This window comes from Flavobacterium psychraerolatum (genome assembly GCF_025960985.1).
In the GTDB taxonomy this organism is placed as follows: domain Bacteria; phylum Bacteroidota; class Bacteroidia; order Flavobacteriales; family Flavobacteriaceae; genus Flavobacterium.
Genome location: NZ_JAOQMX010000007.1, coordinates 65012 through 89766 on the forward strand (window position 1 = coordinate 65012; position 24755 = coordinate 89766).

The window sequence follows — 24755 nt, forward strand, 5'->3', positions numbered from 1 at the left end:
TAAAAAATTGGTATTTACAATTTCAAAGTGAGTCCAATTTTACCACCTCCAAGAGCACTGCTACCTCCGACTTGTAAATTAACACCAAGTTTATCTGTAAAGAAATAGCGCCCGCCAACTTGTAGTCCTACTCCAAGGTCATCAGGACCAATATTATTTACATCTCTTTTAGACCAACTAAAATAACTCAAACTAGCTCCTGCGTATAAATCCCATTTGCTAGGAATATTCAAAAGTTCATTGAAGTGGTAGTTCCCATTGGCTTGAATTCCAAACATGCTATTGTCATAACCAAACCCGTTATAAGATTGGTAAGACAACTCTGCGCCAAGTGTAACATTTTTTGCAATACCATAATCAAGACCTGCATACACAGGTGTTCCCCAATTTGAAGTTCCAAAACCAGCATTAAGCTGCAATCCACCTTTTTCCAATGGAGCTTGAGCATGTGCAAAAACAAGAGAAAATAGAGCTAATAATAGAGCGATTTTTTTCATAATAAAAAGTTTATTTTAAGTTTTATCTGACAAACCTAGTATTTTTCTTTTATGTGCAAATTCACTTTAACACAAAAATAACCCTTTAAGCAAAATGGTAACATAGAAAACTATAAGTCGTATACATGTTATCGGTATTATTAAAAAGCAAAGAATTGTATAAGAAAAAAAAAGGAGTCGCTTCAAGATAGAAACGACTCCTTTTGTATATAAAAGAAAATGTATTACAATAATAATGTGATTCCTAATTTACCACCGCTCAAAGCACTGCTTCCACCTAATTGCAGGTTGATAGCCAATTTATCAGTGAAGAAATAACGACCTCCAACTTGTAATCCTACTCCAATATCATCTGCTCCATTGTAATCTGCTTTTTTACCATCAAATTTCGATGTCCAATTGTAGTAGCTTAAACTAGCCCCTCCATACAAATCCCACTCACTTGGGATATTAAGAATCTCATTGAAATGGTAATTCCCATTTGCTTGGATTCCTAAGATGTTACTTTTGTACCCTGCAGTGTTGTAAGACTGATACGAAAGTTCTCCTCCAAGAGTGAAATTTGGAGCGATACCATAGTCAATTCCTGCATACACAGGTGTTCCCCATCCAGAAGTTCCAATTCCTAGATTCAGTTGCAATCCACCTTCCTCCAAAGGGGCTTGAGCATTTGCAAAACCAAAAGATAATACTGCCAATAACAGAGCGAATTTTTTCATAATTTTAAGTTTTTTTTACTTTTCAAAAGTACTATTTTTCTTTTCATTAACAAACACTATACCATAACAAATAAATTTACAGACAACTTTAAGTGCATACTTATAGATTATACTTCATTGAAAAAACGACGTACCTCGGTTGCACTGTGTATTGCGAATTGGAAGTCGCAAACTGGGTAAAGTTATTATCATTTAGCGATTTTGTATTCAAGATATTGGTCGCTCCTAATTTATACTCCATTTTTGAATTTTTTTTCTGATAGATCATACTTGCACTCAAAAAATCATATTGATTTTGAATGGTTCTAGTATCATTTCGATAATTATAAAACTCATATTCCGATACAAAAGAGAAGGCATTCAAAAAATAATAATCCAACTTCAAAAAGGGTTTGTCCGTAAAGAAGGTCGCTCCACTATATTTGTTCACAATGTAATTATAACCTACTTCTAGATTGGGCAAATTCTTGTAATTGGTTGATGCTTTTACCGTATAACTCTGTGTCAAACTCTGTGTAGTCCTCAGACTACTGTTTTGAATATTATTAAATTTTGACCAATTGACACTCGTACTAAAACTTGCTTTGTAACTCCTTAAAAAAGAACGACCATAACTCCCCGCTCCAGACAATGTTTCGTCTGCTAGATTAGAATTATACGAGGTTGACACTTGATTTACCCCCATAAATACAGAACTAGTTTTGACTGCATCAATCATTTTTGAATAACTTGCATTGGCAAAAATATTTTCAAAATTATACATATTGTATTTAAAATATCTCAAAGAATGCACTTGAGACGTCGCGTTTTCCAAAAGCCTATTTCCACTAAAAAGGGAGCTATAATTGGATAGTACAGAACCCTCAGCCAATTTATTAATATCTGTAAAATTATTGGTCAAGGAGTAATTATAACTTAAGGTTTGTGATTTTTTGATTTGAAACAAAGCAAAGAAATCAGGCAATGCACGATAAAAATTTTGCTGATGATCGCTTCCAAGCTGTGTATTTGTCATGTCATAATAATGTAAACTCACTCCCGGATTAAAGGTAAACTTACCAGTCAAAATTTTATAATGCAAGCCCAAAAACACATCATTAAAATTATATTTCACTTGATTATTATCTTGTGGAGCTGTCAAATCATTTACCGATTGATTATCTAACAGCTGAAAGATATGTGAATTAAAATCTTGATTTGAGTACGTATCACCCACCGTTACATTTATATTACTCGTTTTGGTCAACATATAATAATAATCCAATTTGGCATCGATTTTATTTGTTTTCACAAAACGATCTTGATTGATATTATTTCTACTTTGACCAGATACATAGTCTGTCAAATTAAAAGGTTGACTTTTTAAATTGGCATTATAAAACGGGTTTTCATCCTGAAATAAATGCTGTGCTTCAAAGGCAAAAATATTTTTATCATTCTTAGTATAATACAAATTAAGATTTTGATTTACAGATATAGGATTTTGCTTTTTGTTCGTAAAAATATCTTCGGTAGTACTCACTGATTTGACAATTGATTCCCTAGTCAATGACGATAATTCATCTTGCTTAGACACTTTGGTTAACACATCATAATCCAATTGCAGTTTTTCATTTGGTTTGTAACTAGAACTCAATTTAAACATACCAAAATTGCTTTTTTGAGCTGCTATTTCTTCACTATTCTGTTGCGCACCAGAACCCAATATAGTGGTTTGAGTTTTAGTATCCAAATCAGTATTCGAGGACGTAAGTATTCCAAAACCACTTATATTCCAAGCTTTATTTACATTGTATGAAAAGTTGGTGGCTCCAAATTTAGTTTCAATATCTTGGGCCCTATTATTTCGTAAAAGCGAAATCCCTAAATCATTAGAAGAAACATCAAAACTACTCCCTCCTTTTTGGGCCACACCACGAAAACCACCTGTGAATTTAAAATAATCCTGAATTGTCAATGGCAATTCTCCAATATTATTAAAATTAGTAATCAAGTTAATACTGTATTTTGGACTGTAATAAAATAATTTTGGATTAATCACATACCTACTTTCCTCGTGCGCAACACCTACACCTGCAGTTACATCTCCAAACCAAAAGTTCTTTTTACCCGATTTCAGCTTGATATTCATCGCCACGCTTTCTTCATTATTTTCAACACCTTTTAGGGCTCCAACTTCACTAAAGTTGCGCAACACCTGAATTTTATCAATCGCATCAGCCGGAATATTCTGAACTCCCAACTTGGTATCACCGTCAAAAAAGTCTTTTCCTTCTATCATTAACTTAGTCACTTTCTTCCCTTCAACTTCCACTTCACCATCATCATTTACCTCAACACCTGGAAGCTTCTTCAAGATATCTTCTAGTTTTCGTTCTGTTCCCGATTTAAACGAGTCAGCATTATACACAATCGTATCTCCTTTGATAGAAACTGGCATATCGTGTACAATTTCTACACCCTCCAATTCTATCCCACCCTCTTCCAAGGTGATTGTCTTAGTAATATCCTCTTGCCCCGTAACAATCTCAATAGTTTTACTTTGCATCCCCAAATAACTCACATTAACACTATAATGAGTACCCGGTTTCAACGCCAAACTAAACTTTCCTTTCTCGTTTGTAATCGCATACGAATCCATCGCTTTACTCGCCATATTGACGGCCATTATATTTGCCATTTCGATCGCTTTACCTTTTACGTCTACTATGGTACCATCCAATTTTAGCGATTGCCCCACCATTACTACCGAAAACAAAAACGAGACAACTATATATATATTTTTCATGTAATTATTTTAAAAATGACAAACCAGTTAATTAACGACCTCTTCCTCCACCACCTGGACCACCTCCACTAGATCTCGGATTATTTTCACGGTATTCTTTGGTTTTCTTCACAACCGTCGCATCATAGTCTTTTTGGCTAATCACTTTACCCGAAGTAGCTGCCTTTATCACAGCTTTTTCTTTAGGATTCAATACTATTTTCGAACATAAAATCACCGTTTTACCGTCATTAATCTCCAAAATTAATCCTGGTAAACCCCAATATTTATCAGGACCTTGATTTACAGGGATTTCTGGTGTGTACCAAGCCGTCACCACGCGTTCTGTGGGAGCCTTTATTTGATCCAATAAATTTGTTTTCTTTTCCTTTTCTTCGGCATCTTCTTTTCTTTTCTCTTCGTCAGATCGAGGTCTAAAACTACCTATATCCGTTTCATTCATAGCAACAACAGCAGTCGCTTTAAAGGCATTATACCCACCAATCAATCTCGTTTCTCCTTCCAGTTTCCAATTCAGCTTTACCAAAGAATCTTTCACCAAAAAAGATTTCCCCATAAACTCCTTATCCACCGTATAGTTCTTTTCTTTTACATTTTTATACAGCGTACCGCCTTGCCCCATCATCGAGCTCATCATTTTCATTCGGCCTTCACTGCCTTGCCCTGGTGCGTCCAATTTTTCTTCCTCTTTATAAATAGAAGCCGATTTATCAAAATTTAGAATAAATGTTTTCTCAAATATCGATTTCATTCGCTCCTCAATTTGCTTTTGCCTGTCGGGCGTCATGTTTTTATCGTTTTTAAAACGATCTTTCATTTCCGCAGAACTCGTCTTGGAGGCATACACAGCCATCCCTTGAAACTCCTGAGCCTGAGCCTGCGCACACAAACCCAACGCAAGTCCCAACACCACTCCTATTATCTTTCTACTATTCATAAAATAAATTATTATATCATTTATAATTCTTCCATACACTACTATCCTTCGGGCGTGACCCGCAAAAAAAGCGGGTCGGGCTATCCGTTGCAAGTCCTCGACAAATTCCGCTATCGCTACACTTGTCTGTGGGCTTTCCTCTTCTATCCCTCACGCAAAACAACAACCGTTTCCATAATACGAAACAGATTTTTTCGTAATTTGCATCACTATGAAAAAAGCTTTAATACTCTTACTATTCACTTTTCTTTCAATTCAAGCACAAGACAACAAAATTGTAGCCACCAAAATTAGTTTTGTCCCCACCCAGAGCAAAAATTTTGTTGGACGTGATTTCTACGGTTACAACTATTTTGTAGACAATGAAGTACTATCCAAAATCAAAAAAAAAGAACATTGGGAATTTAAAAATGTCTCCCTAGGAACGCTTACTAACATAGACCTCAATAACCCCTTAAAATTGGTGCTTTTCTACCAAGACTTCAATGCTGTAATTTTATTGGACAATCAACTAAGCGAAACCCAACGCATTCTATTCTTACAATCCGAAATTCCGATAAACGTAAGAGCAACAGGAATTGCAGGATTGAATCAATTGTGGATTTACAACACCCTTGATCAACAAATCGGACTTTATAACTACCTAAACAATACCTACAAAACGATTTCGACTCCTTTTCCAGATACCATTCAATATTACCAAACCGATTTCAATCATTTCTATTGGATAGACGACAAAAACATGGCGTTCATGTGCAATCTTTTTGGAAAAATTACAAATTTGTATAAAATACCTGATTATGAATGGATTGAGTTTATCAATGAAAAAGAATTCATCTATTCCAAAGACCATCTAATTTACTTACAAGATAATAACCAAAATAAAAAATACGAAATTGAGATTGTGGAAAAAACGTTAGAAAAATGCTATTACAAAGACCAAATTTTATCTATTTTTACCAAAGAAGGAATTACAAATTATAAAATCATAACACCGTAATGCACATAGCAGTAGCAGGAAATATAGGTTCAGGAAAAACCACATTAACACAATTACTATCCAAGCACTTCAAATGGGAACCCCACTATGAAGACGTAGTAGACAACCCGTACCTAGATGATTTTTACCATCAAATGGAGCGTTGGTCCTTTAATTTACAAATCTATTTCTTGAACAGTCGTTTTCGTCAAATTATACAAATTCGAAAAAGCGGAAAAAAAGTTATCCAAGACAGAACAATCTATGAAGATGCACATATTTTTGCACCCAATTTATTTTCTATGGGTTTAATGACGCACCGTGACTTTGATAATTACTCCTCTTTGTTTGAATTGATGGAGTCAACGGTAAAAGCACCTGACTTATTAATTTATCTTAGAAGTTCAATACCCAATCTAGTAGGACAAATACACAAAAGAGGTCGCGAATACGAATCGACAATCTCTATTGATTATTTAAGTCGTCTTAATGAGCGTTATGAGGCTTGGATACACACCTATGACCGTGGAAAACTACTAATTATAGATGTAGACAATATCAATTTTGTAGACAACCCCGAAGATCTAGGAACCATCATCAACCGAATTGATGCTGAGTTAAACGGATTATTTTAGAAAATAAAATAAGAGCTGCTGCAGATTTATTCTACAGCAGCCCTTTTTTTATTTACATTAAACCTTTTAAGTCTCACTACTTTTATAATAGCACTCTATTGTCCATACGAAAGAAGTAGAGAACCACAGATTGTATGGCGACTGTGCATTATCTGACATAATAATAATGGCATCTATTGGGTTTTAATTCTCTATTCTTTTCCAAAATTAGAACACAAGCTGATCCAAAACAAAAAAGCAATATTCTTAATTGAATATTGCTTTTTTTATTATGTACCGAATAGATGCCTATTTACAATTTGATAGTAAACAATCCTTCTGGTTTATTTGGAATTGCTTCAAAACGATCTTTACATTCTTGGATAATTCTCAATGCATCATCAAGATCTCCCCATCCACCAACATCAACTTTTTTGTTTTCTAAATCTTTATACACTTGGAAGAAGTGTTCAATTTCTTTCACCAAGTGAGGATTCATATCAGATAAGTTTTCAAGTGAATTCCAGATTGGATCTGAAACGGGTACACAGATAATTTTTTCGTCTGGTCCTTTATCATCAGCCATCAAGAAAACTCCGATTGGCTTAACTTCCATTACACAACCAGGAAATGTTGCTTCATTTACCAAAACCAAAACATCTAATGGGTCACCATCAAGTGCTAATGTTTCAGGAATAAATCCGTAATCAGCAGGATACATCATGGAAGAAAATAACATTCTATCAAAACGCATTCTTTTGATTTCAAAATCATATTCGTATTTGTTTCTGCTCCCTCTTGGTATTTCGATTAAAACATCGAAAGTAATAGTTTTTTCTGCACTCATATTTATTTATCTTTTATTTCAATTTATCGGTTACAAAAATAGTCAAAAACATTTTTATTCCAAGAAATATCGCTCTTAAAACAGTAGATTCTGAAAGCTTTAGGAGTATACAGGACTAGATATTGTAATTATTTGTCTTTTTTCTTTTAAAAATAAAAACCGAAAGAACCTTTTACGGAGAATTTTTGTGCTTCTGGAGCATTTAAATAATTTCCTCTCCAGGCAAAATCGATTCGAAGTACTTTGAAAATATTCCCAATACCAGCACTATATTCCCAATATCCGTTCTCAGGAGCATTATACACAAGCCCTGAAGCATTGATTGCCTTATTTGCATCCGAAATTGAACCATATACCGATTTTACCCCAACAATTTCTCTCCAATTCAGCTTACGCATAAATGGAATTCGACTAAAAAGCCTTCCTCCAAAATTATGGTTCCATTGAATCGTTGCATATTGATCGGTTACAAATTCATAAAAATTCAAGTTACTGAAAGTGTTTTCTATCGTAAAGTAGGTTTGGTTTCCAGGAATCACATTCATCAAACCAAGTGGAATTTGACCAAAAGTTTTCCCTACCTCTACAATAATATTTGATCTTCCCAAAGGCCCAATGATAATAGGTTGTTTATAATACAACTGTATTTTTTCATATTCAAAATCACTACCCAAAAGCCCTTTGAAACCGTGGTTATAATTCACTAAAAAATGACTGTAGGGACTATCAACATTTCCTCGTTCCACACCATAGCCAATCGTTTTTCTGTTAGGTGTATATTGAATTTGAAGACTGACTTCTGATTGTTTTACAGCACTTTGTGTCGTTGTCTGAGTGTTATCCGTGTAATAATCTAAACTAAAAGTATTGGATGCTGACTCTAATGTTCGATAGGAAAAGCCTGTTTGAAAAGTCAAATTCTTAATCGGTTCTATTTCTACAGCCACATTAGTAAGATTGATATTAGTCAACTTACCATTACTTCCTGTAGAAAAAAGGGAAGATGAAGCAAAACTTCGTCCTAAAACATCATTGGTACTGGTCAAACTCGCACCTATTTGCTCCACATCACGTCTATTTCCTCCAGACAAGATAATTCTTTTCTTCTTATCCACCATCCACTTTCCAGAGATGCCGTATTTGAATTTATTATCGCCAAAACCGTAAGCGGTATATCCTTGTAATCTCCAATAATCATTTGGACCAAAATAAGTCCTTCCCCCTAATCGTAAACGAACACCCTCAACCGTATTGTACCCAAAAGATGAAAAAATAGGCCCATAGTCAAAATGTCCAGATTGTATGTACCCACTCCCCAAAATAGAAACAACATTATACAATTGTTTGAACTTATTAACCGTTTGTAAAGTATCAAGCATTTTATAAATACCTCTTTCGTCTTTATTTAGGTTTTCAAATCGATTATCATCCCAATAAGCTTCAGATCTACTATAGACCTCATTATCAATATAATTCACCTCATCTTTGTACAGACTTAGAGGTTTTTCGATATTAAATTTATGATTTTGATACAAAGTAGTACGCTTACCATACATTCCTTTTGATTCTTCTTTTTTATTCAAAGCAAAATCAGACATCATATAATCTCTCGTCAACAAAAAGATGGAATCATTTTGAACTTCAAATTCTTGTTCGATATAAATATCTTTTACCCAGTTAATATTGGCGCTTTTAGTTACCGCCATATTAATTTTCTTAATCGCAAAAGTAGTATCAGACACCCAAAAATCTCCTTTGAAGGTTAGCTCATTTTTTCTTCTTGGGTAAAACAGAATATTGTAACACCACTTTTTATTTACAAAAGCACTATCTCTTAGCACATAATTATAAGTATCAATACCCGTTTTTGATAATGGGCTAGTAAAACTTTTATCAAAAAAGGTCAAGTGATTATTATAAATATCATAGTCTGAATACAAATCCTTGACAAAAGATAGGATTTGCTGATTATCACTAAAGCCCGAATTTTTATTTGCTTTTATTTTCTCTTTTACTTTCTTAGCTATATTGTTTCCATAAACATCGTATAATGATTCGTTGATAAATATAGGTAAATAGGTTTTTCCAGTAACCCTTGATGTGTCCATATGATTAAAGACAAATTCCATACCTTTGAACAACTTACTTTTCATGAAAGCACTATCAATAGTATTCATATCAAACTCGACTTTCTCATACTTTTCCATTTGATAATAATCGAATTGAGAAAGACCATTTTTACGTTTGTGTTCCCATATTTTTCGAAGAATATCCAAAGCTGGATTATTTTTCTTGGATGTTTTTCCTGTAAAAATGGTGACTTCTTTCAAACTTTCGGCAGAAGCAACTATAACTTTAAAGTTATAATTGATCGCTTTGGGCAAAATAGCAACTTTATCTGAATAGCCAACCGAAGTAATTACAATTGCATCATATCCCTTTTCTGATTCTATATAAAAACGACCATCTTCGTTTGACATGGTCCCTTCATTGGAGTCTTTAAAAACAACATTGGCAAATGGTACTGGCTGATTGGAATCATCCAAAATCATTCCACTCACTTTGGTCTGTGCCAAAACATTTGTGAGTGTTCCAAATATCAAAAATAAAAGGATTACATAATATTTATTCATAATTATCTTTTAAAAAAAAACTTCATCATACAAACGCATGATGAAGCTATGATAGTATTCTAATTGAATTTTTTATTTATTCAACACCTTTTTAACTGCTTTTACAACATCACCTGCATTGGGCAACCATTCTGCCAATAAAACTGGCGAATACGGTGCTGGTGTATCTGCTGTAGTAATTCTTTGTACTGGAGCATCCAAGAAATCAAATGCACGCTCTTGAACCAAGTATGTAATCTCAGAAGAAACACTTGCAAAAGGCCAAGCTTCTTCAAGAATTACTAATCTATTTGTTTTTTTAACAGAAGTTAAAATAGCATCAATATCCAATGGGCGAACCGTTCTTAAATCAATGATTTCACAAGAGATACCTTCTTCGGCCAATTCAGTAGCTGCGATGAAAGCTTCTTTGATAATTTTACCAAAAGAAACGATTGTAACATCTGTTCCTTCACGCTTGATGTCTGCAACTCCAATTGGAATGATATATTCACCATCTGGAACTTCCCCTTTATCACCATACATTTGCTCCGATTCCATAAAGATCACTGGATCATTATCACGAATAGCTGCTTTCAATAATCCTTTTGCATCATAAGGAGTAGATGGAACTACAACTTTTAGACCTGGAGTATTTGCAAACCAGTTTTCTAGCGCCTGTGAGTGTGTTGCTCCCAATTGTCCTGCAGAAGCAGTTGGCCCACGAAAAACGATCGGCACATTAAACTGTCCTCCTGTCATTTGACGCATCTTGGCAGCGTTATTTATAATTTGATCTATACCAACTAAACAAAAGTTGAAAGTCATATATTCTACAATTGGACGACAACCGTTCATCGCTGAACCTACTGCAATACCTGTAAAACCTAACTCTGCAATTGGAGTATCAATAACTCTTTTCTCTCCAAATTCTGCAAGCATACCTTTTGAAGCTTTGTAAGCGCCGTTATATTCAGCAACTTCCTCACCCATCAAGTAAACAGACTCGTCGTGACGCATTTCTTCACTCATTGCTTCACAAATCGCCTCTCTAAATTGTATCGTTCTCATATTATAATTGTATATGTATATTTTTCGAAAAGCAAAAATAAATATTTAAAATCACTTAACCCATAATTTAGAACAAAATAATGCGCCGAAATATATAGTTATTTGTTATATCTTCACAATTTGACAGTGTTCAAACACGATAATTTGATTAAAAACACAGTTTTAAACAAATTTTATTATGCGTGCATAGTAAATTATTTCAATTTTTATTCTAAATTTGTAATTCAATCAAGTCATATTAATACTAATATTATAGAAAAACAAGATCCTTACTCGACTTAAATCGAATAAATATCAATTAGTTACCTCTAAAATAGAAAAAATAAACAGGAACCTTATGAAAATACTAGTTTGCATCAGTCATGTACCTGATACTACCTCAAAGATTAATTTTACCAACAACGATTCTGAATTTGATACCAACGGTGTACAATTTGTTATCAACCCAAATGATGAGTACGGATTAACACGTGCTATTTGGTTTCAAGAACAACAAGGCGCTACAGTAACAGTAGTTAACGTTGGTGGACCAGAAACTGAGCCTACACTTAGAAAAGCATTGGCAATTGGTGCTAATGAGGCAATTCGTGTAAACGCAACTCCTACAGATGGTTTTTTTGTTGCCAAACAATTGGCAGAAATAATCAAAAATGGTGGTTATGACGTAGTGATTGCCGGTAAAGAATCACTAGATTATAATGGTGGAATGGTACCTGGAATGGTAGCAGCATTGACCAGTTTTAACTTCATAAATTCATGTACAGAACTTACTATTGACGGTACAACTGCAAAAGCAGTTCGTGAAATAGATGGAGGTAAAGAAAATGTATCTACTTCGTTACCAATAATTATTGGAGGACAAAAAGGATTGGTTGATGAAAAAGAATTAAAAATCCCCAACATGAGAGGGATTATGACTGCGAGATCAAAACCGTTGACCGTTGTTGAACCAATTGAAGCAAGCACAAACACCAAAGCAGTTAAATTTGAAAAACCAGCTGCAAAGTCGGCAGTTAAGTTAATTTCTGCAGACAACTTGGATGAGTTAATCACTTTATTACACACCGAAGCAAAGGTAATCTAGCAATTCGTTTTTAGTCACAATTTTCAGCAACAAAACCTGAAATTTTATACTTTAAACCATTAAACAAAAAAAACATGTCAATACTAATATACGCAGAATCTGCAGAAGGAAAATTCAAAAAAGTAGCATTTGAATTGGCTTCTTACGCAAAAAAAGTAGCCGAAGCATTAGGCTCAACTGTTACAGCAATTACATTTAACACTACCGATGCTTCTGAACTAGCAAAATACGGAGTAGACAAAGTATTAAAGGTAAACAATCCTAAACTAACAAGCTTTACAGCAAAAGCATATGCAGACGCTATTCAACAAGCAGCCAAAAACGAGAATGCTAAAGTAGTAGTTTTATCCTCTACAACCGATAGCGCTTACCTTTCATCGCTTGTAGCCGTTTCATTGGACGCTGGTTTTGCATCGAATGTAGTTGGACTACCTGTAAGCACATCTCCCTTTCAAGTTAAAAGAAATGCTTTCTCAAACAAAGCTTTCAATATTACAGAAATCACAACCGAAGTAAAAGTTCTTGGACTAGCAAAAAACTCCTTTGGAATTGTAGAATCTAGCGCTAGCCTTACCGAAGAAGATTTTTTACCAACAATAAATGATTCTGATTTTGGAATAAAAATAGAATCTACAGAAAAAGCCAGTGGAAAAGTATCTATTGCAGACGCCGATATTGTTGTTTCTGGAGGACGTGGATTAAAAGGGCCCGAAAACTGGGGACTTATAGAAGACCTTGCCGCTGTGCTTGGGGCAGCAACAGCTTGTTCAAAACCTGTTTCTGACTTAGGGTGGAGACCTCACGGAGAACACGTTGGACAAACGGGGAAACCTGTATCCGCGAATTTATATATTGCAATCGGAATTTCTGGTGCAATCCAACACATTGCCGGAATCAACTCTTCTAAAGTAAAAGTAGTAATCAATATAGATCCTGAAGCTCCTTTCTTCAAAGTGGCTGATTATGGTATTGTAGGGGATGCTTTTGAAGTAGTACCAAAACTTATTGAAAAACTAAAAGTTTTTAAAGCACAATAATTTTTTTATTTTTTTTTCTCAAAAGAGCTATCCTAATTATAATTAGATAGCTCTTTTTTGATAAAAAAACCTTAGCCATTTTTGATTTCACAATACGTCAAATACTTTTGCGGCTAAGAAAAGATTTTGTTTCTTTGTATGCTTATCACTTCACTTGTTCGCAATTGTAAAATAAGTAGAATTGGTTACTAAATAATACTCTGATTTTAGTCACTAGAATCTAAAACCTAAAACAAACATGAGCTTAGTTAAACTATCTATAAAAGGCATCTCTTACAGTCAGACACAAAATGGAGCTTATGCTTTAATTTTGAATGAAGTTGATGGCGAAAGAAAACTACCCATTGTAATTGGAGCTTTTGAAGCGCAATCTATTGCGATTGCATTAGAAAAAGAAATAAAACCGCCTCGCCCATTGACGCATGATTTATTTAAAAATTTCGCAGAGCGTTTTGACATCGTTGTAAAACAAGTTATTATTCATAAATTAGTCGACGGTGTATTCTACTCAAGTATTATTTGCGAGAGAGATAAAATTGAAGAAATCATAGACGCAAGAACTTCTGATGCTATTGCATTGGCTTTGCGATTTAACGCGCCTATTTTTACTTATAAAAACATTCTTGACAAGGCGGGAATTTATTTAAAAACAAACCCTCAAGATAGCGACAAAGATTCACAGGAAATTGATGACATCCTTTCTAATCCAGAAACATTTGGAAATGAAGAAGACAATCAACTTACAGATCGTCCTTTTCAAAAAAATAGCCTTCAAGAATTAACAGAATTACTTGAAATAGCAGTCGATAATGAAGATTATGAAAAAGCTGCTAAAGTTAGAGATGAAATTTCTAAAAGGGAATCTTAATAAGCGATATTTTATAAAAATAGAACCTAAAGAACAACCCACAAAACATTATTATAATGAAGCAATATATAGATCTGGTAAAACATGTAATGGAAAATGGTTGCCAAAAAGGAGATCGAACTGGAACCGGAACCAAAAGTGTGTTTGGACATCAAATGCGTTTTGACCTAAACGAAGGATTCCCGATGGTTACAACCAAAAAATTACACCTAAAGTCTATTATTTATGAATTGCTATGGTTCCTAAAAGGAGATACTAATATAGACTATCTTCAAAAAAACGGTGTGAAAATTTGGGATGCTTGGGCAGATGAAAATGGCGACCTAGGCCCTGTTTACGGACATCAATGGCGCAATTGGAATAACGAAGAGATAGATCAAATTAAAGAACTAATTAAAGAGCTAAAAACTAATCCTAATAGCCGTAGGATGATTGTTTCAGCTTGGAACCCATCTGTACTTCCAGACACATCTAAATCATTCGCAGAAAATGTAGCGAATAACAAAGCAGCCTTACCCCCATGTCATGCCTTTTTTCAGTTCTATGTAGCCGACGGAAAACTATCCTGTCAATTATACCAGCGTAGTGCTGATATATTTTTGGGAGTACCTTTTAACATCGCATCGTACGCTTTATTGACGATGATGATTGCACAAGTCTGCAAGCTAGGCTTGGGTGAGTTCATCCATACCTTTGGCGACGCCCACATCTACAATAATCATTTTGAGCAACTTGAACTACAGCTATCCAGAGAACCAAAAGCATTACCAAAAATGATTTTGAATCCTGAGATCATGAATATTTTTGATTTTGACTTTGATGATTTTACCCTAGAGGGATACGAACCACATGCAGGAATAAAAGGAAGCGTCTCTATTTAATCACTAATGCTATTAATAGAAACAAATAAAATAAAAAAATCCGCTTTTCAGCGGATTTTTTTATTATAAACTATACTTCTAATACTCCGTTTTGAGTACCAGCAAATTCATTCCATTTTAAAGAATCTGCTTCATTATCGTTTACGTATTCACCATCAATCACATACTTAAACTCATAAGAAGCATCTTTAGCTAATTCAAAAACACCTTTGAAAGTTCCGTTTTTCAATTTATTTAAAACCCCATCTTCAACACTCCAATTGTTAAAATCCCCAACTACTGATGCATTAGTTGCTTCTTTAGCTTCGACAGAAAATGTGACTTTACAAACTGGTTTCGACTTTATAAACTGTTTCTTTATTGACATAACTATTTCATTTTTAATATTATGTAACAAAGGAAATAAAATATTCTGAAGTTTACACAGTATCATCATAGTTTTACCACAATAATATGTATTGTGTTAATTTTCTAACTATTCAATAATTTAACAAGGAAATTTATTCATTTGCAAAAAAAGAAATCGTTTTCTTATTAACTATTAAACATATAAAATAGCTAGTTTCTAATTTATATTTTATCTTTATACTTTAAAATCACACTTATGGAACGCGATCAACATGAATTATATGAATATGCTAGAAGAAGAATTAAACAAAAAAAACGATTATACTTCCATTTTGTACTACTCATTTCCAGCAGTTTATTTGCTTTCTTGGCTACAAAAATAATAACCTTCACCTTCAACTTGAACTGGCTTATTTTAGGCTTAACCCTTTGGGCATTTTTATTTATTTTACATTTTGTAAAAGTATTTATAACAGATCGCTTTATGAACAAAAACTGGGAAAGAGAACAAATCGACAGGTTAGTCGCTTTGCAGTCAAAAAAAATTACAGACATGTCAACAAAATTAAACGAAGAAACATCAAATAAATAGTATGCGTTATGATAATAATGATTGCTGCAGTAGCAGAGAATAATGCCTTAGGAAAAAACAATGAACTTGTTTGGCACTTACCAAATGACTTTAAAAGATTCAAATCATTAACTACTGGACATCATATAATAATGGGTAGAAAAACATTTGAAAGCTTCCCTAAACCATTACCAAATAGAATCCATATAGTAATCAGTAGACAAGATGATTACAAGCCTGAAGGCTGCATTGTAGTAGGAAGTTTAAACGAAGCGTTATCAAGATGCCCTAAAGAAGAAGACTCCTATATTATTGGAGGTGGCGAAATATACAAACAAGCTTTACCTCATGCCGATGTGCTAGAAATAACGAGAGTACATCATGATTTTGAAGCGGATACTTTTTTTCCTGAAATAAACCCTAAAGAATGGAAGCTAACAAAAACTGAATCGCAATATAAAGACGAAAGACACCTTTTTGACTATACCTACCAAACTTTTATAAAAAATAAAAACACCCCTTAAAGGGGTGTTTTTTTTACAATGAAATGAGGAAAGACAATCTACTTTTGAAGCAGAATCTGACAACTTAATATAAAAATTACAAAGGTTAACATAGCTCCCGTAAGGAAGATAATAACGTTTGATGTTTTTTGAGAGTACATCTCAAAATAGCCTTTAATACCAAATACCACGAAGGTACTAAAGACAAAGAAAATTAAAATTTCCAAAAACAAATTTAATCCTAAGAACGTATTTTGCGTTAATAACAAACTACCACCTTTGAAAGCGGCACCGTCAAAAAAAGCAACAAGAACAAACGAAATAACTAGCGCAAAAATTACCCACTTGATTTGACCCGTTCTTTCCTTAATAATCATTGTAAATAAACGTTTTTCATTTATAATGTAAAATTCGACATTTTATCCCTTCCCCACAATACCCACTTTTAGTGATATTTCATTAATAACTTCTGCATTTCGCGTCATCTCTTTACTACAACAAACAGACAAGCAACATCACAATACCCTGAAAAACAAGTGATTAAATAATTTAAACACGTATTAACCTACTTACACAGTAAGTAAGAATTACAAATAAAATTTCCAACTTTAAGATAATTAATTCAAAACTAAGACCCTAAAATAATAGCTACTCATAGAATGAATATACATACTAAAAATATTTTTGAGGCTATTTTGGAATACGAATTAAAGTTCAAAATAGATTGTATTATATTTGTAAAAAATAAAAAAATATAATGTCAAAAAATATCACCCCTTATAAAGGTTCCGATTTAAGTAAAAAAGAACAAGTCGCACAAATGTTTGATACTATCTCTGGGAACTACGATAATTTAAACCGCGTAATTTCATTTGGGATTGATGTAAAGTGGCGTAAAAAAGTATTAAATATTGTCAAAAAATCAAATCCCAATACGATTCTTGACATTGCAACTGGAACTGGTGACTTAGCAATATTAATGGCTCAAACCAAAGCTAAAAAAATCATAGGACTTGATATTTCATCCGGTATGCTTGAAGTGGGAAAAAAGAAAATTGCAGCAAAAAACCTTTCTAATACAATTGACATGGTCTTAGCAGACTCCGAAAACATGCCATTTGAAGACAATTATTTTGACGCTATAACAGTTGCCTTTGGTGTACGCAATTTCGAACATCTAGAAAAAGGACTTTCTGAAATTCTAAGAGTATTAAAACCTAACGGGACTTTTGTCATATTAGAGACCTCAGTTCCCGACAAAACACCCTTTAAGCAGGGATATCATTTTTACACCAAAAACATTTTACCATTAATAGGAAAACTTTTTTCAAAAGACAATGTAGCTTATGGCTATCTATCTGAATCTGCAGCGCAATTCCCTTATGGTGAAGCTTTGAACAATATTTTAAGAAAAACTGGGTTTATAGATGTAAAAGCATTGCCCCAAACTTTTGGAGTTGCTACCATTTATTCTGCATCTAAAAAATAATATTGATATTACAGCAAGCGCAAACATGAACAAAATAGCGGCACTTCTAATTTTACTTACACTGTCCATCGAAGGTATAGCACAATCAGGAACTAATATGTTTGGGAAAGATCCTATAATACATCTTGAAAACTTTCAAAAACAAAGAGTTTACTTTGGATATTATCTAGGTTTTAATTCCTTCGATTTTAAGATAGACTACAAAAATAAACAACCTATAGATATATTAGTAAAAAAAACAACCGGTTTTAATGTAGGAATTGTAACCGATTTAAAACTTCAAAAACACATCAATCTGCGTTTTGAGCCGGGATTATATTATACAAAAAGAGATTTATCCTTCCCTGGGTTTCCAACTGAAGGAGAAACATTGCGAGAAGTAAGCAGTACCTATATACACTTACCTTTACTATTGAAATTTTCTGCTCTTAGGACAGGAAATATCCGTCCATATCTTGTTGGCGGAATTTCCACAACATTAAACCTATCTAGCAATTCAAAATCTAAAGATGATAACCTAGAGCAAACCTTCAGAGTAAAACCATGGACGTCAAGTTATGAGCTTGGTTTTGGAATTGATATTTTTTCAGAATATTTTATCTTCTCTCCCTCAATAAGAGGCTTATTTGGTTTAAAAGATGAATTAATAAGAGATAATGATCCAAACAGTAAATGGACAGGAAACATAGACTCCATGAAAAGCAGAGCGATTTTAATCAACTTTACTTTTCATTAACTTTTGTTTTATAGTGACCTTCTAAACTCACTCAGAATAATTGCTGTTGCCGTGGCTACATTCAAACTTTCTGTTTGTTGTAAGTCTCCATAACGAGGAATTGTAAGTCTATTGGTCACTATTTTTTCGATTTCTGATGAAATTCCATTAGCCTCGTTGCCCATTACAATGATTCCTTCTTGAGGTAAACTTGTTTTATAAATTGAATTACTATCCATAAAAGTACCAAAAATTGCCTTGGTAGATTGCTTTAGATATGTATTTAAATCAACATAATTGACATTTACCCTAGAAATAGATCCCATTGTAGCTTGCACCACTTTTGGATTATAGATATCAACTGTTTCTGTAGAGCACAATAATTGTTTGACCCCAAACCAATCACACAATCGAAGAATTGTCCCCATATTTCCAGGATCCCTAATCGCATCCAAGGCCAGTATTAATCCAGATTCAACAATAGGTTGCTCTTCTGGCATTTTGAAAATTGCCAAGCAACTATTGGGAGTTGCGAGGGCAGATATTTTTTTCAAATCGGCTTCATCCGTTATGGTTTTATTTATTACGGAAACGTCTGAAAAATCATTTTTGGTCGTGTACAAATGAACTAGATCAAAATTAGAATTCAATAATTCCTGAACCCCTTTTACCCCTTCAGCAATAAACATTTGATGAGCAATTCGATACTTTTTCTGCTGTAAACTTGTTATAAGTTTGATTTGGTTTTTACTAACCATAAAAATATGTACTTTTGAATTAAATATTTTAGAACACTTGAGAAAACTTTCTACAAAAATATCATTTATTATTCTATTAGGAATATTAATCGTTGCCTGTAACGCCGAAAAAAGAGTTCCAGTTGGAAAACTCCTGCTTACAAAAAACAAAATTCTTGTGAATGGGAAGAATACAACAGAGGAAAATGTCACCAATCAAATATACCAAAAACCAAACGGAAAACTCCTTGGATACCCTTTACGATTGAATTTATACAACCTTGCCAACCTTAATCCAGACTCAACTTATCAAGCCAAATTCACAGCAAATCCAAAAAAATATGAACGCAAATCAAAATGGTTATCTGCCAAACAGGTAAATCGTTTGGGTAAATCATTCTGGTATCACGGTATTCATGATTTTTTAAAAAAAACGGGGGAACCACCAGTAATCATCGATACAATAAAATCCATAAAATCTGTTTCGAGGTTAAAATATTACTATTTTAACAATGGGTATTTCAAAGTAAAAGCCAATTACGAGCTTGATAGTCTAAAACCCAAACGAGGTGAAATACGCTATACTATCACCACAGGAAAACCATACTTGCTAGACACTTTAAAAACCTCTATTACTACACCTGTACTAGACTCTTTATACAATGCAACAAAGGCTTTAAGCTTTTTAAAGACAGGAACACAGTTTAAAACAGAAAATTTTGAAGAAGAAAAGATTCGTATAACTACACTTTTCAGAAACAATGGGGTATACTACTTCCAACCCACATACATGAACTATGATATTGATACCATTCAAAAAGAAGACAAAGCGAATGTAAACCTTATTATTAATAATTATTCATACCAAGATCAAGACTCTACAAAAACAAAACCTTTCAAGAGGTATAAAATTAGCGATGTAAATATTTATCCAGACTATACTGCGAACAACAATAGTAAACCTATAAAGGATAGTGTATCCTATAAAAATTTTAATTTGTATAGCCACGAAAAGCTACAGTACAAACCGCATGCTATTACCGATGGTATTTTTATTAATAAAGGATCTTATTTCGCAGATTCAAAAACCGTCTTAACAACCAGATACTTAAGCAATCTTAAGGTTTTTAATTATCCAATAATTCAATATGAAATTGATAAAAGAGATACGACCTCTAGCTCCTTAATTGCAAAAATATATCTAACTCCTAGAAAAAAATATAGCTTTGGCGCCTCCGCAGATGTAACACATTCCAACATACAAGATATCGGAATCGCTTTTAGCCCTACTCTTTCTATTCGAAACTTATTTAAAGGTGCAGAAACCTTGGAGATTTCCGCAAGAGCCAATCTAGGATCATCAAAAGATTTAGCCAACCCAAAAAATCAATTTTTCAATGTATCCGAGTACGGACTAGATTTTAAATTAAATTTCCCTCGAATATTCATGCCTTTTGGTACAGAAAAAGTAATACCCAAAAGCATGATACCTTCGACTTTGATTGCCATTGGTTTTTCGAGACAAACAAACATTGGTCTTGACAAAGAAAATTTCACAGGTGCTTTTGCATACAATTGGACTCCCAAGAAAAACAATACCGCACGTTTTGACTTTCTTAATGCTCAATTTGTACGAAACTTAAACCCTAACAACTATTTTAATGTTTATGGTTCCTCCTATAATGCATTAAATTCTATTGGAAAAACATATAACATAGACGCAACAAACCTTGATAGTAATGGAAATTTATCCATTCAGAATGGTACTTCTGCATTTACATCAGATGTAATCAATGGAAAAACAGCACTAACAACTACCGATGATGAATACAAATCGGTAAAAAGTATTGAGGAACGACGCGTGAGATTAACCGAAAACTCATTTATACTATCCACAAGTTTCACTTTTTCTAAAACAACAAAAACAGACCTTCAAGATAATACCTTCTACCATGTTAAGACAAAAATAGAATCTGCTGGTTCACTTTTATCAATGATTGCAAGGGCAACAGACCTTCATTACAACTCTAATGGAAACTACGAATTATTCAATTTGGAATACTCGGAATACATAAAAACAGAATTTGATTACATTAAACACTGGGACTTAACCAAAGAGAAAGTCTTGGCTGTACGATCCTTTTTCGGAATAGCAATTCCTTTTGGGAACTCCAAAAATATACCTTTTTCACGAAGTTATTTTGCGGGAGGATCCAATGACAATCGTGCTTGGCAACCTTATAGTCTAGGACCAGGAAGCAGTGGAGCCACAAATGACTTTAACGAAGCCAACATGAAGATTGCTTTGAGTGCCGAATTTCGATTTAAAATCTTAGGACAATTAAAAGGGGCACTTTTTGCTGATGCAGGAAACATTTGGAATGTGCTAGATAATGTTACAGATGAAAAATACACTTTCACAAGTATAAAGAGTTTAGAAAAAATAGCATTAGGTACAGGATTTGGATTACGATACGACTTAAGTTTTTTCATTGTACGTTTTGATTTTGGATTCAAAACCTTCAATCCAGCCTATAATTCGGGTCAAAAATGGTTTAAAGAATTGAATATTTCTAAATCTGTGGTAAATTTTGGTATCAATTACCCCTTCTAATGCTATTTAATTCTTATTTTTGCAGTCTTAAACTAAAAACTAGAAGTAACTAAAAACATTTTAAAATGGCACACAACATCAAACCCGGCGTAGCTACAGGAGATCAAGTTCAAGAAATTTTCAACTATGCAAAAGAAAAAGGTTTTGCTCTTCCTGCGGTAAACGTAACAGGTTCAAGCACTATCAACGGAGTTCTAGAAACGGCAGCAAAATTAAATGCTCCAGTTATTATTCAATTTTCAAACGGTGGAGCTCAATTCAACGCTGGAAAAGGATTATCTAATGCAGGTGAAAAATCAGCTATCGCAGGTGGTATCGCAGGTGCAAAACACGTACATGCTCTTGCAGCAGCTTACGGAGCAACTGTAATTTTACACACTGATCACTGTGCGAAAAAATTATTACCTTGGATCGATGGTTTATTAGATGCATCAGAAGAGCATTTTGCTGCAACAGGAAAACCATTGTTTAGCTCTCACATGATTGATTTATCTGAAGAGCCAATCGAAGAAAACATCGAAATTTGCAAAGGTTACCTAGCTCGTATGAGTAAAATGGGAATGACTTTGGAAATCGAATTAGGAATCACTGGTGGTGAAGAAGATGGTGTTGACAACTCTGACGTTGATAGCTCTAAATTATACACTCAACCAGAAGAAGTATCATTTGCTTATGAAGAATTATCTAAAATAAGCCCTAAATTTACTATCGCTGCAGCTTTTGGAAACGTTCACGGAGTATACAAGCCAGGTAACGTAAAATTAACTCCAAAAATTCTTAAAAACTCTCAAGATTTCGTTCAAAAGAAATTCAACACAGGTAACAACCCAGTTGACTTCGTTTTCCACGGTGGATCAGGTTCTACAGTAGAAGAGATCAGAGAAGGAATTAGCTATGGTGTTATCAAAATGAACATTGATACTGACTTGCAGTTTGCATACACAGAAGGTATCCGTGACTACATGGTGAAAAACATCGACTATTTGAAAACTCAAATTGGTAACCCAGAAGGAAGTGATGTTCCTAACAAAAAATATTACGACCCAAGAAAATGGATTCGTGAAAGTGAAGTAACATTCAACACAAGACTTGAGCAAGCATTTGCTGACTTAAACAATGTGAATACACTATAAAAATCATGAATTATGAGTTGTGAATAGTCAAGCCTCTTGCCTATTTCACAACTCATAACTTATAATTCATAACTTTTAATTAACTGATATGGCTTGGTTTAAACGACAAGAAAAGGGAATCACTACTGCTACCGAAGACAAAATGGATGTTCCAAAAGGACTATGGTACAAATCTCCTACCGGTAAAATCATTGATGCTGACGAATTAGAACGTAACTTATTCGTAAGTCCAGAAGATGGTTTTCATGTAAGAATAGGTAGTGCAACTTATTTTGATATTTTATTCGATAACAATGAATTTGTAGAATTGGATAAAAATCTAACTTCCAAAGACCCTTTGAACTTTGTTGACACAAAGAAATACTCAGACCGTCTGAAACAAGTTACCGAAAAAACCAAACTAAAAGACGCCGTACGTACAGGAGTTGGAAAGTCAAAAGGAAAAGATTTAGTAATTTGTTGCATGGACTTCGCCTTCATTGGTGGATCTATGGGCGCTGTTGTGGGAGAAAAAATCGCAAGAGGAATTGACCACGCCATCAAAAACAGATTACCATTTGTGATGATTTCTAAATCAGGTGGAGCACGTATGATGGAAGCTGCTTATTCTTTAATGCAATTAGCCAAAACATCTGTAAAACTAGCACAATTGGCAGAAGCTAAATTACCTTATATCTCTCTATGTACCGATCCTACAACAGGAGGAACTACCGCTTCTTACGCCATGCTGGGAGATATTAATATCGCAGAGCCCGGAGCTTTAATAGGCTTCGCAGGACCACGTGTAGTGCGAGACACTACAGGTAAAGACTTACCCGAAGGCTTTCAAACCTCCGAGTTTTTACTAGAACATGGTTTCTTAGACTTTATAACCGCTAGAAAAGAATTGAAAGACAAAATTAATTTGTATATCGATTTAATTCAAAACAACGAACTTAGATAAATAAAATCCCGAGCAATCGGGATTTTTTTTGGTATTATACTCCACAAAACATCAGTATATATTTTACCAATAGGAGAGAACTATTTCTTTCCCAAGGACATCCCTCCAGCTTTAAGCCATACTTCCTGCATTGACTATTGCCATACAAAACGAAACTACTTTGATCAACGCTTGTGATATTGATATTTTCTCAAAACACAATTTAAAAGAATAATTTACCTACTTGAAAAATCTAAACAAAACAATACCTAAAAACTGTTTTACTAGATTCGTAAATTAACTTCATCAGAAGGGACAAGCAGAAAGACAAGCTTGTATAAGCAAACTAAAATTTAACACTAGAAAACCTCTCAGAAAGGGTGATAACGCAACATTGACAACCACTTCACAAACCTGTTTGCATTCAGTCGAAAACCAGCAATTTCAAAATACCTGCCAACAAGTTAAGACAACGAAATCAAAGAAAATTTCAAATACTTCACAAAATTGTCGGCAATAGGAATAAGTAGTTTTAAAAAACAAAAACAGTAGTAACATTCTTAACAATCACTGAACTTATAATTCAGTTCTATCGATTAACAAAAAATATTTATACAGGATTTTCCGGATAGATCAGCGTAATCCCTTACTTAGTAAAAAATTTATTTAGCAAAAGTACAGGCTCCATTTTACGGTATCTAACCTGTATTGTAAGTCCCTTTTTATTTTACACTTGGAAACAAATACATATTATCAAAATATCACACAAATTAATTACCAACAAATCCG

General features: G+C 33.8%; 23 protein-coding genes. 13 read left to right on the plus strand and 10 right to left on the minus strand.

The features are described from left to right. Positions 1 to 14: 14 nt before the first annotated feature. From M2326_RS04590 to M2326_RS04605, 4 genes are all read right to left on the minus strand, one after another. Positions 15 to 497, minus strand: a complete 483-nt coding sequence (locus M2326_RS04590; RefSeq protein ID WP_264618377.1) for a porin family protein — start codon at positions 495 to 497, stop codon at positions 15 to 17. A gap of 224 nt (positions 498 to 721) precedes the next feature. Beyond that, positions 722 to 1216 (minus strand): porin family protein, encoded by a 495-nt coding sequence (locus tag M2326_RS04595; RefSeq protein WP_264618378.1) that lies wholly within the window; start codon positions 1214 to 1216, stop codon positions 722 to 724. Between the two features lie 100 nt (positions 1217 to 1316). Then, complete coding sequence (locus tag M2326_RS04600; protein ID WP_264618379.1) at positions 1317 to 4004, minus strand: carboxypeptidase regulatory-like domain-containing protein; 2688 nt, start codon at positions 4002 to 4004, stop codon at positions 1317 to 1319. A 31-nt stretch (positions 4005 to 4035) separates the two neighbouring features. Further along, on the minus strand, positions 4036 to 4941 hold the full coding sequence (locus M2326_RS04605) for a GLPGLI family protein (protein ID WP_264618380.1): 906 nt from the start codon (positions 4939 to 4941) through the stop codon (positions 4036 to 4038). A 211-nt stretch (positions 4942 to 5152) separates the two neighbouring features. On the opposite strand from M2326_RS04605, the gene M2326_RS04610 reads away from it, so the two are divergent. Both M2326_RS04610 and M2326_RS04615 read left to right on the plus strand, forming a co-directional pair. Next, positions 5153 to 5941 (plus strand): hypothetical protein, encoded by a 789-nt coding sequence (locus M2326_RS04610; RefSeq protein ID WP_264618381.1) that lies wholly within the window; start codon positions 5153 to 5155, stop codon positions 5939 to 5941. Continuing rightward, complete coding sequence (locus tag M2326_RS04615) at positions 5941 to 6555, plus strand: deoxynucleoside kinase (RefSeq protein WP_264618382.1); 615 nt, start codon at positions 5941 to 5943, stop codon at positions 6553 to 6555. The genes M2326_RS04610 and M2326_RS04615 overlap by 1 nt, the downstream gene beginning before the upstream one ends. Positions 6556 to 6847: 292 nt before the next feature. On the opposite strand, the gene M2326_RS04620 is transcribed toward M2326_RS04615, so the two are convergent. From M2326_RS04620 to M2326_RS04630, 3 genes are all read right to left on the minus strand, one after another. Continuing rightward, complete coding sequence (locus M2326_RS04620) at positions 6848 to 7381, minus strand: inorganic diphosphatase (RefSeq protein ID WP_264618383.1); 534 nt, start codon at positions 7379 to 7381, stop codon at positions 6848 to 6850. A 146-nt stretch (positions 7382 to 7527) separates the two neighbouring features. Continuing rightward, a complete protein-coding gene (locus M2326_RS04625; RefSeq protein WP_264618384.1) occupies positions 7528 to 10014 on the minus strand; it encodes a DUF5686 and carboxypeptidase regulatory-like domain-containing protein in 2487 nt (828 codons plus the stop codon). A gap of 72 nt (positions 10015 to 10086) precedes the next feature. Further along, on the minus strand, positions 10087 to 11064 hold the full coding sequence (locus tag M2326_RS04630) for a pyruvate dehydrogenase complex E1 component subunit beta (protein ID WP_264618385.1): 978 nt from the start codon (positions 11062 to 11064) through the stop codon (positions 10087 to 10089). A gap of 337 nt (positions 11065 to 11401) precedes the next feature. Here M2326_RS04630 and M2326_RS04635 point away from each other — a divergent pair, with 337 nt between their 5' ends. The 4 genes from M2326_RS04635 (at position 11402) to M2326_RS04650 (ending at position 14934) form a co-directional block, all read left to right on the plus strand. After that, entirely contained in the window at positions 11402 to 12148 is a 747-nt protein-coding gene (locus tag M2326_RS04635) for an electron transfer flavoprotein subunit beta/FixA family protein (RefSeq protein ID WP_264618386.1), read from the plus strand. 74 nt (positions 12149 to 12222) lie between these two features. Then, the gene (locus tag M2326_RS04640) at positions 12223 to 13185 is read left to right on the plus strand and encodes an electron transfer flavoprotein subunit alpha/FixB family protein (RefSeq protein WP_264618387.1); all 963 of its coding nucleotides are present in this window, start codon (positions 12223 to 12225) and stop codon (positions 13183 to 13185) included. A 238-nt stretch (positions 13186 to 13423) separates the two neighbouring features. Next, positions 13424 to 14053 carry a bifunctional nuclease family protein gene (locus tag M2326_RS04645; protein WP_264618388.1) on the plus strand — a complete coding sequence of 210 codons (630 nt, stop codon included), beginning with the start codon at positions 13424 to 13426 and terminating at the stop codon, positions 14051 to 14053. A gap of 56 nt (positions 14054 to 14109) precedes the next feature. After that, positions 14110 to 14934: a thymidylate synthase gene (locus tag M2326_RS04650; RefSeq protein ID WP_264618389.1), complete on the plus strand. Its 825-nt coding sequence runs from the start codon at positions 14110 to 14112 to the stop codon at positions 14932 to 14934. Positions 14935 to 15004: 70 nt separating this feature from the next. Here M2326_RS04650 and M2326_RS04655 read toward each other — a convergent pair whose 3' ends face one another. Then, positions 15005 to 15301 carry an isoamylase early set domain-containing protein gene (locus M2326_RS04655; RefSeq protein ID WP_264618390.1) on the minus strand — a complete coding sequence of 99 codons (297 nt, stop codon included), beginning with the start codon at positions 15299 to 15301 and terminating at the stop codon, positions 15005 to 15007. A gap of 237 nt (positions 15302 to 15538) precedes the next feature. Between M2326_RS04655 and M2326_RS04660 the strand changes: the two genes are divergently transcribed. Together M2326_RS04660 and M2326_RS04665 are read left to right on the plus strand one after the other, a co-directional pair. Then, positions 15539 to 15874: a 2TM domain-containing protein gene (locus tag M2326_RS04660; protein WP_264618391.1), complete on the plus strand. Its 336-nt coding sequence runs from the start codon at positions 15539 to 15541 to the stop codon at positions 15872 to 15874. A gap of 8 nt (positions 15875 to 15882) precedes the next feature. Continuing rightward, positions 15883 to 16377 (plus strand): dihydrofolate reductase, encoded by a 495-nt coding sequence (locus tag M2326_RS04665; protein WP_264618392.1) that lies wholly within the window; start codon positions 15883 to 15885, stop codon positions 16375 to 16377. A gap of 38 nt (positions 16378 to 16415) precedes the next feature. Here M2326_RS04665 and M2326_RS04670 read toward each other — a convergent pair whose 3' ends face one another. Next, entirely contained in the window at positions 16416 to 16733 is a 318-nt protein-coding gene (locus M2326_RS04670; protein WP_264618393.1) for a hypothetical protein, read from the minus strand. Between the two features lie 380 nt (positions 16734 to 17113). Between M2326_RS04670 and ubiE the strand changes: the two genes are divergently transcribed. Beyond that, the gene (ubiE, locus tag M2326_RS04675) at positions 17114 to 17845 is read left to right on the plus strand and encodes a bifunctional demethylmenaquinone methyltransferase/2-methoxy-6-polyprenyl-1,4-benzoquinol methylase UbiE (protein ID WP_264618394.1); all 732 of its coding nucleotides are present in this window, start codon (positions 17114 to 17116) and stop codon (positions 17843 to 17845) included. A gap of 25 nt (positions 17846 to 17870) precedes the next feature. Further along, a complete protein-coding gene (porT, locus tag M2326_RS04680; RefSeq protein ID WP_264618395.1) occupies positions 17871 to 18581 on the plus strand; it encodes a type IX secretion/gliding motility protein PorT/SprT in 711 nt (236 codons plus the stop codon). A gap of 8 nt (positions 18582 to 18589) precedes the next feature. Here porT and M2326_RS04685 read toward each other — a convergent pair whose 3' ends face one another. Continuing rightward, positions 18590 to 19318, minus strand: coding sequence for a TrmH family RNA methyltransferase (locus M2326_RS04685; RefSeq protein ID WP_264618396.1), 729 nt, complete (start codon positions 19316 to 19318; stop codon positions 18590 to 18592). 37 nt (positions 19319 to 19355) lie between these two features. Here M2326_RS04685 and tamL point away from each other — a divergent pair, with 37 nt between their 5' ends. From tamL to accD, 3 genes are all read left to right on the plus strand, one after another. After that, positions 19356 to 21911: a translocation and assembly module lipoprotein TamL gene (tamL, locus tag M2326_RS04690; protein ID WP_264618397.1), complete on the plus strand. Its 2556-nt coding sequence runs from the start codon at positions 19356 to 19358 to the stop codon at positions 21909 to 21911. A gap of 65 nt (positions 21912 to 21976) precedes the next feature. Next, positions 21977 to 23044: a class II fructose-bisphosphate aldolase gene (fbaA, locus tag M2326_RS04695; protein WP_264618398.1), complete on the plus strand. Its 1068-nt coding sequence runs from the start codon at positions 21977 to 21979 to the stop codon at positions 23042 to 23044. An 88-nt stretch (positions 23045 to 23132) separates the two neighbouring features. Beyond that, on the plus strand, positions 23133 to 23987 hold the full coding sequence (gene accD / locus M2326_RS04700; RefSeq protein WP_264618399.1) for an acetyl-CoA carboxylase, carboxyltransferase subunit beta: 855 nt from the start codon (positions 23133 to 23135) through the stop codon (positions 23985 to 23987). Positions 23988 to 24755 lie beyond the last annotated feature (768 nt).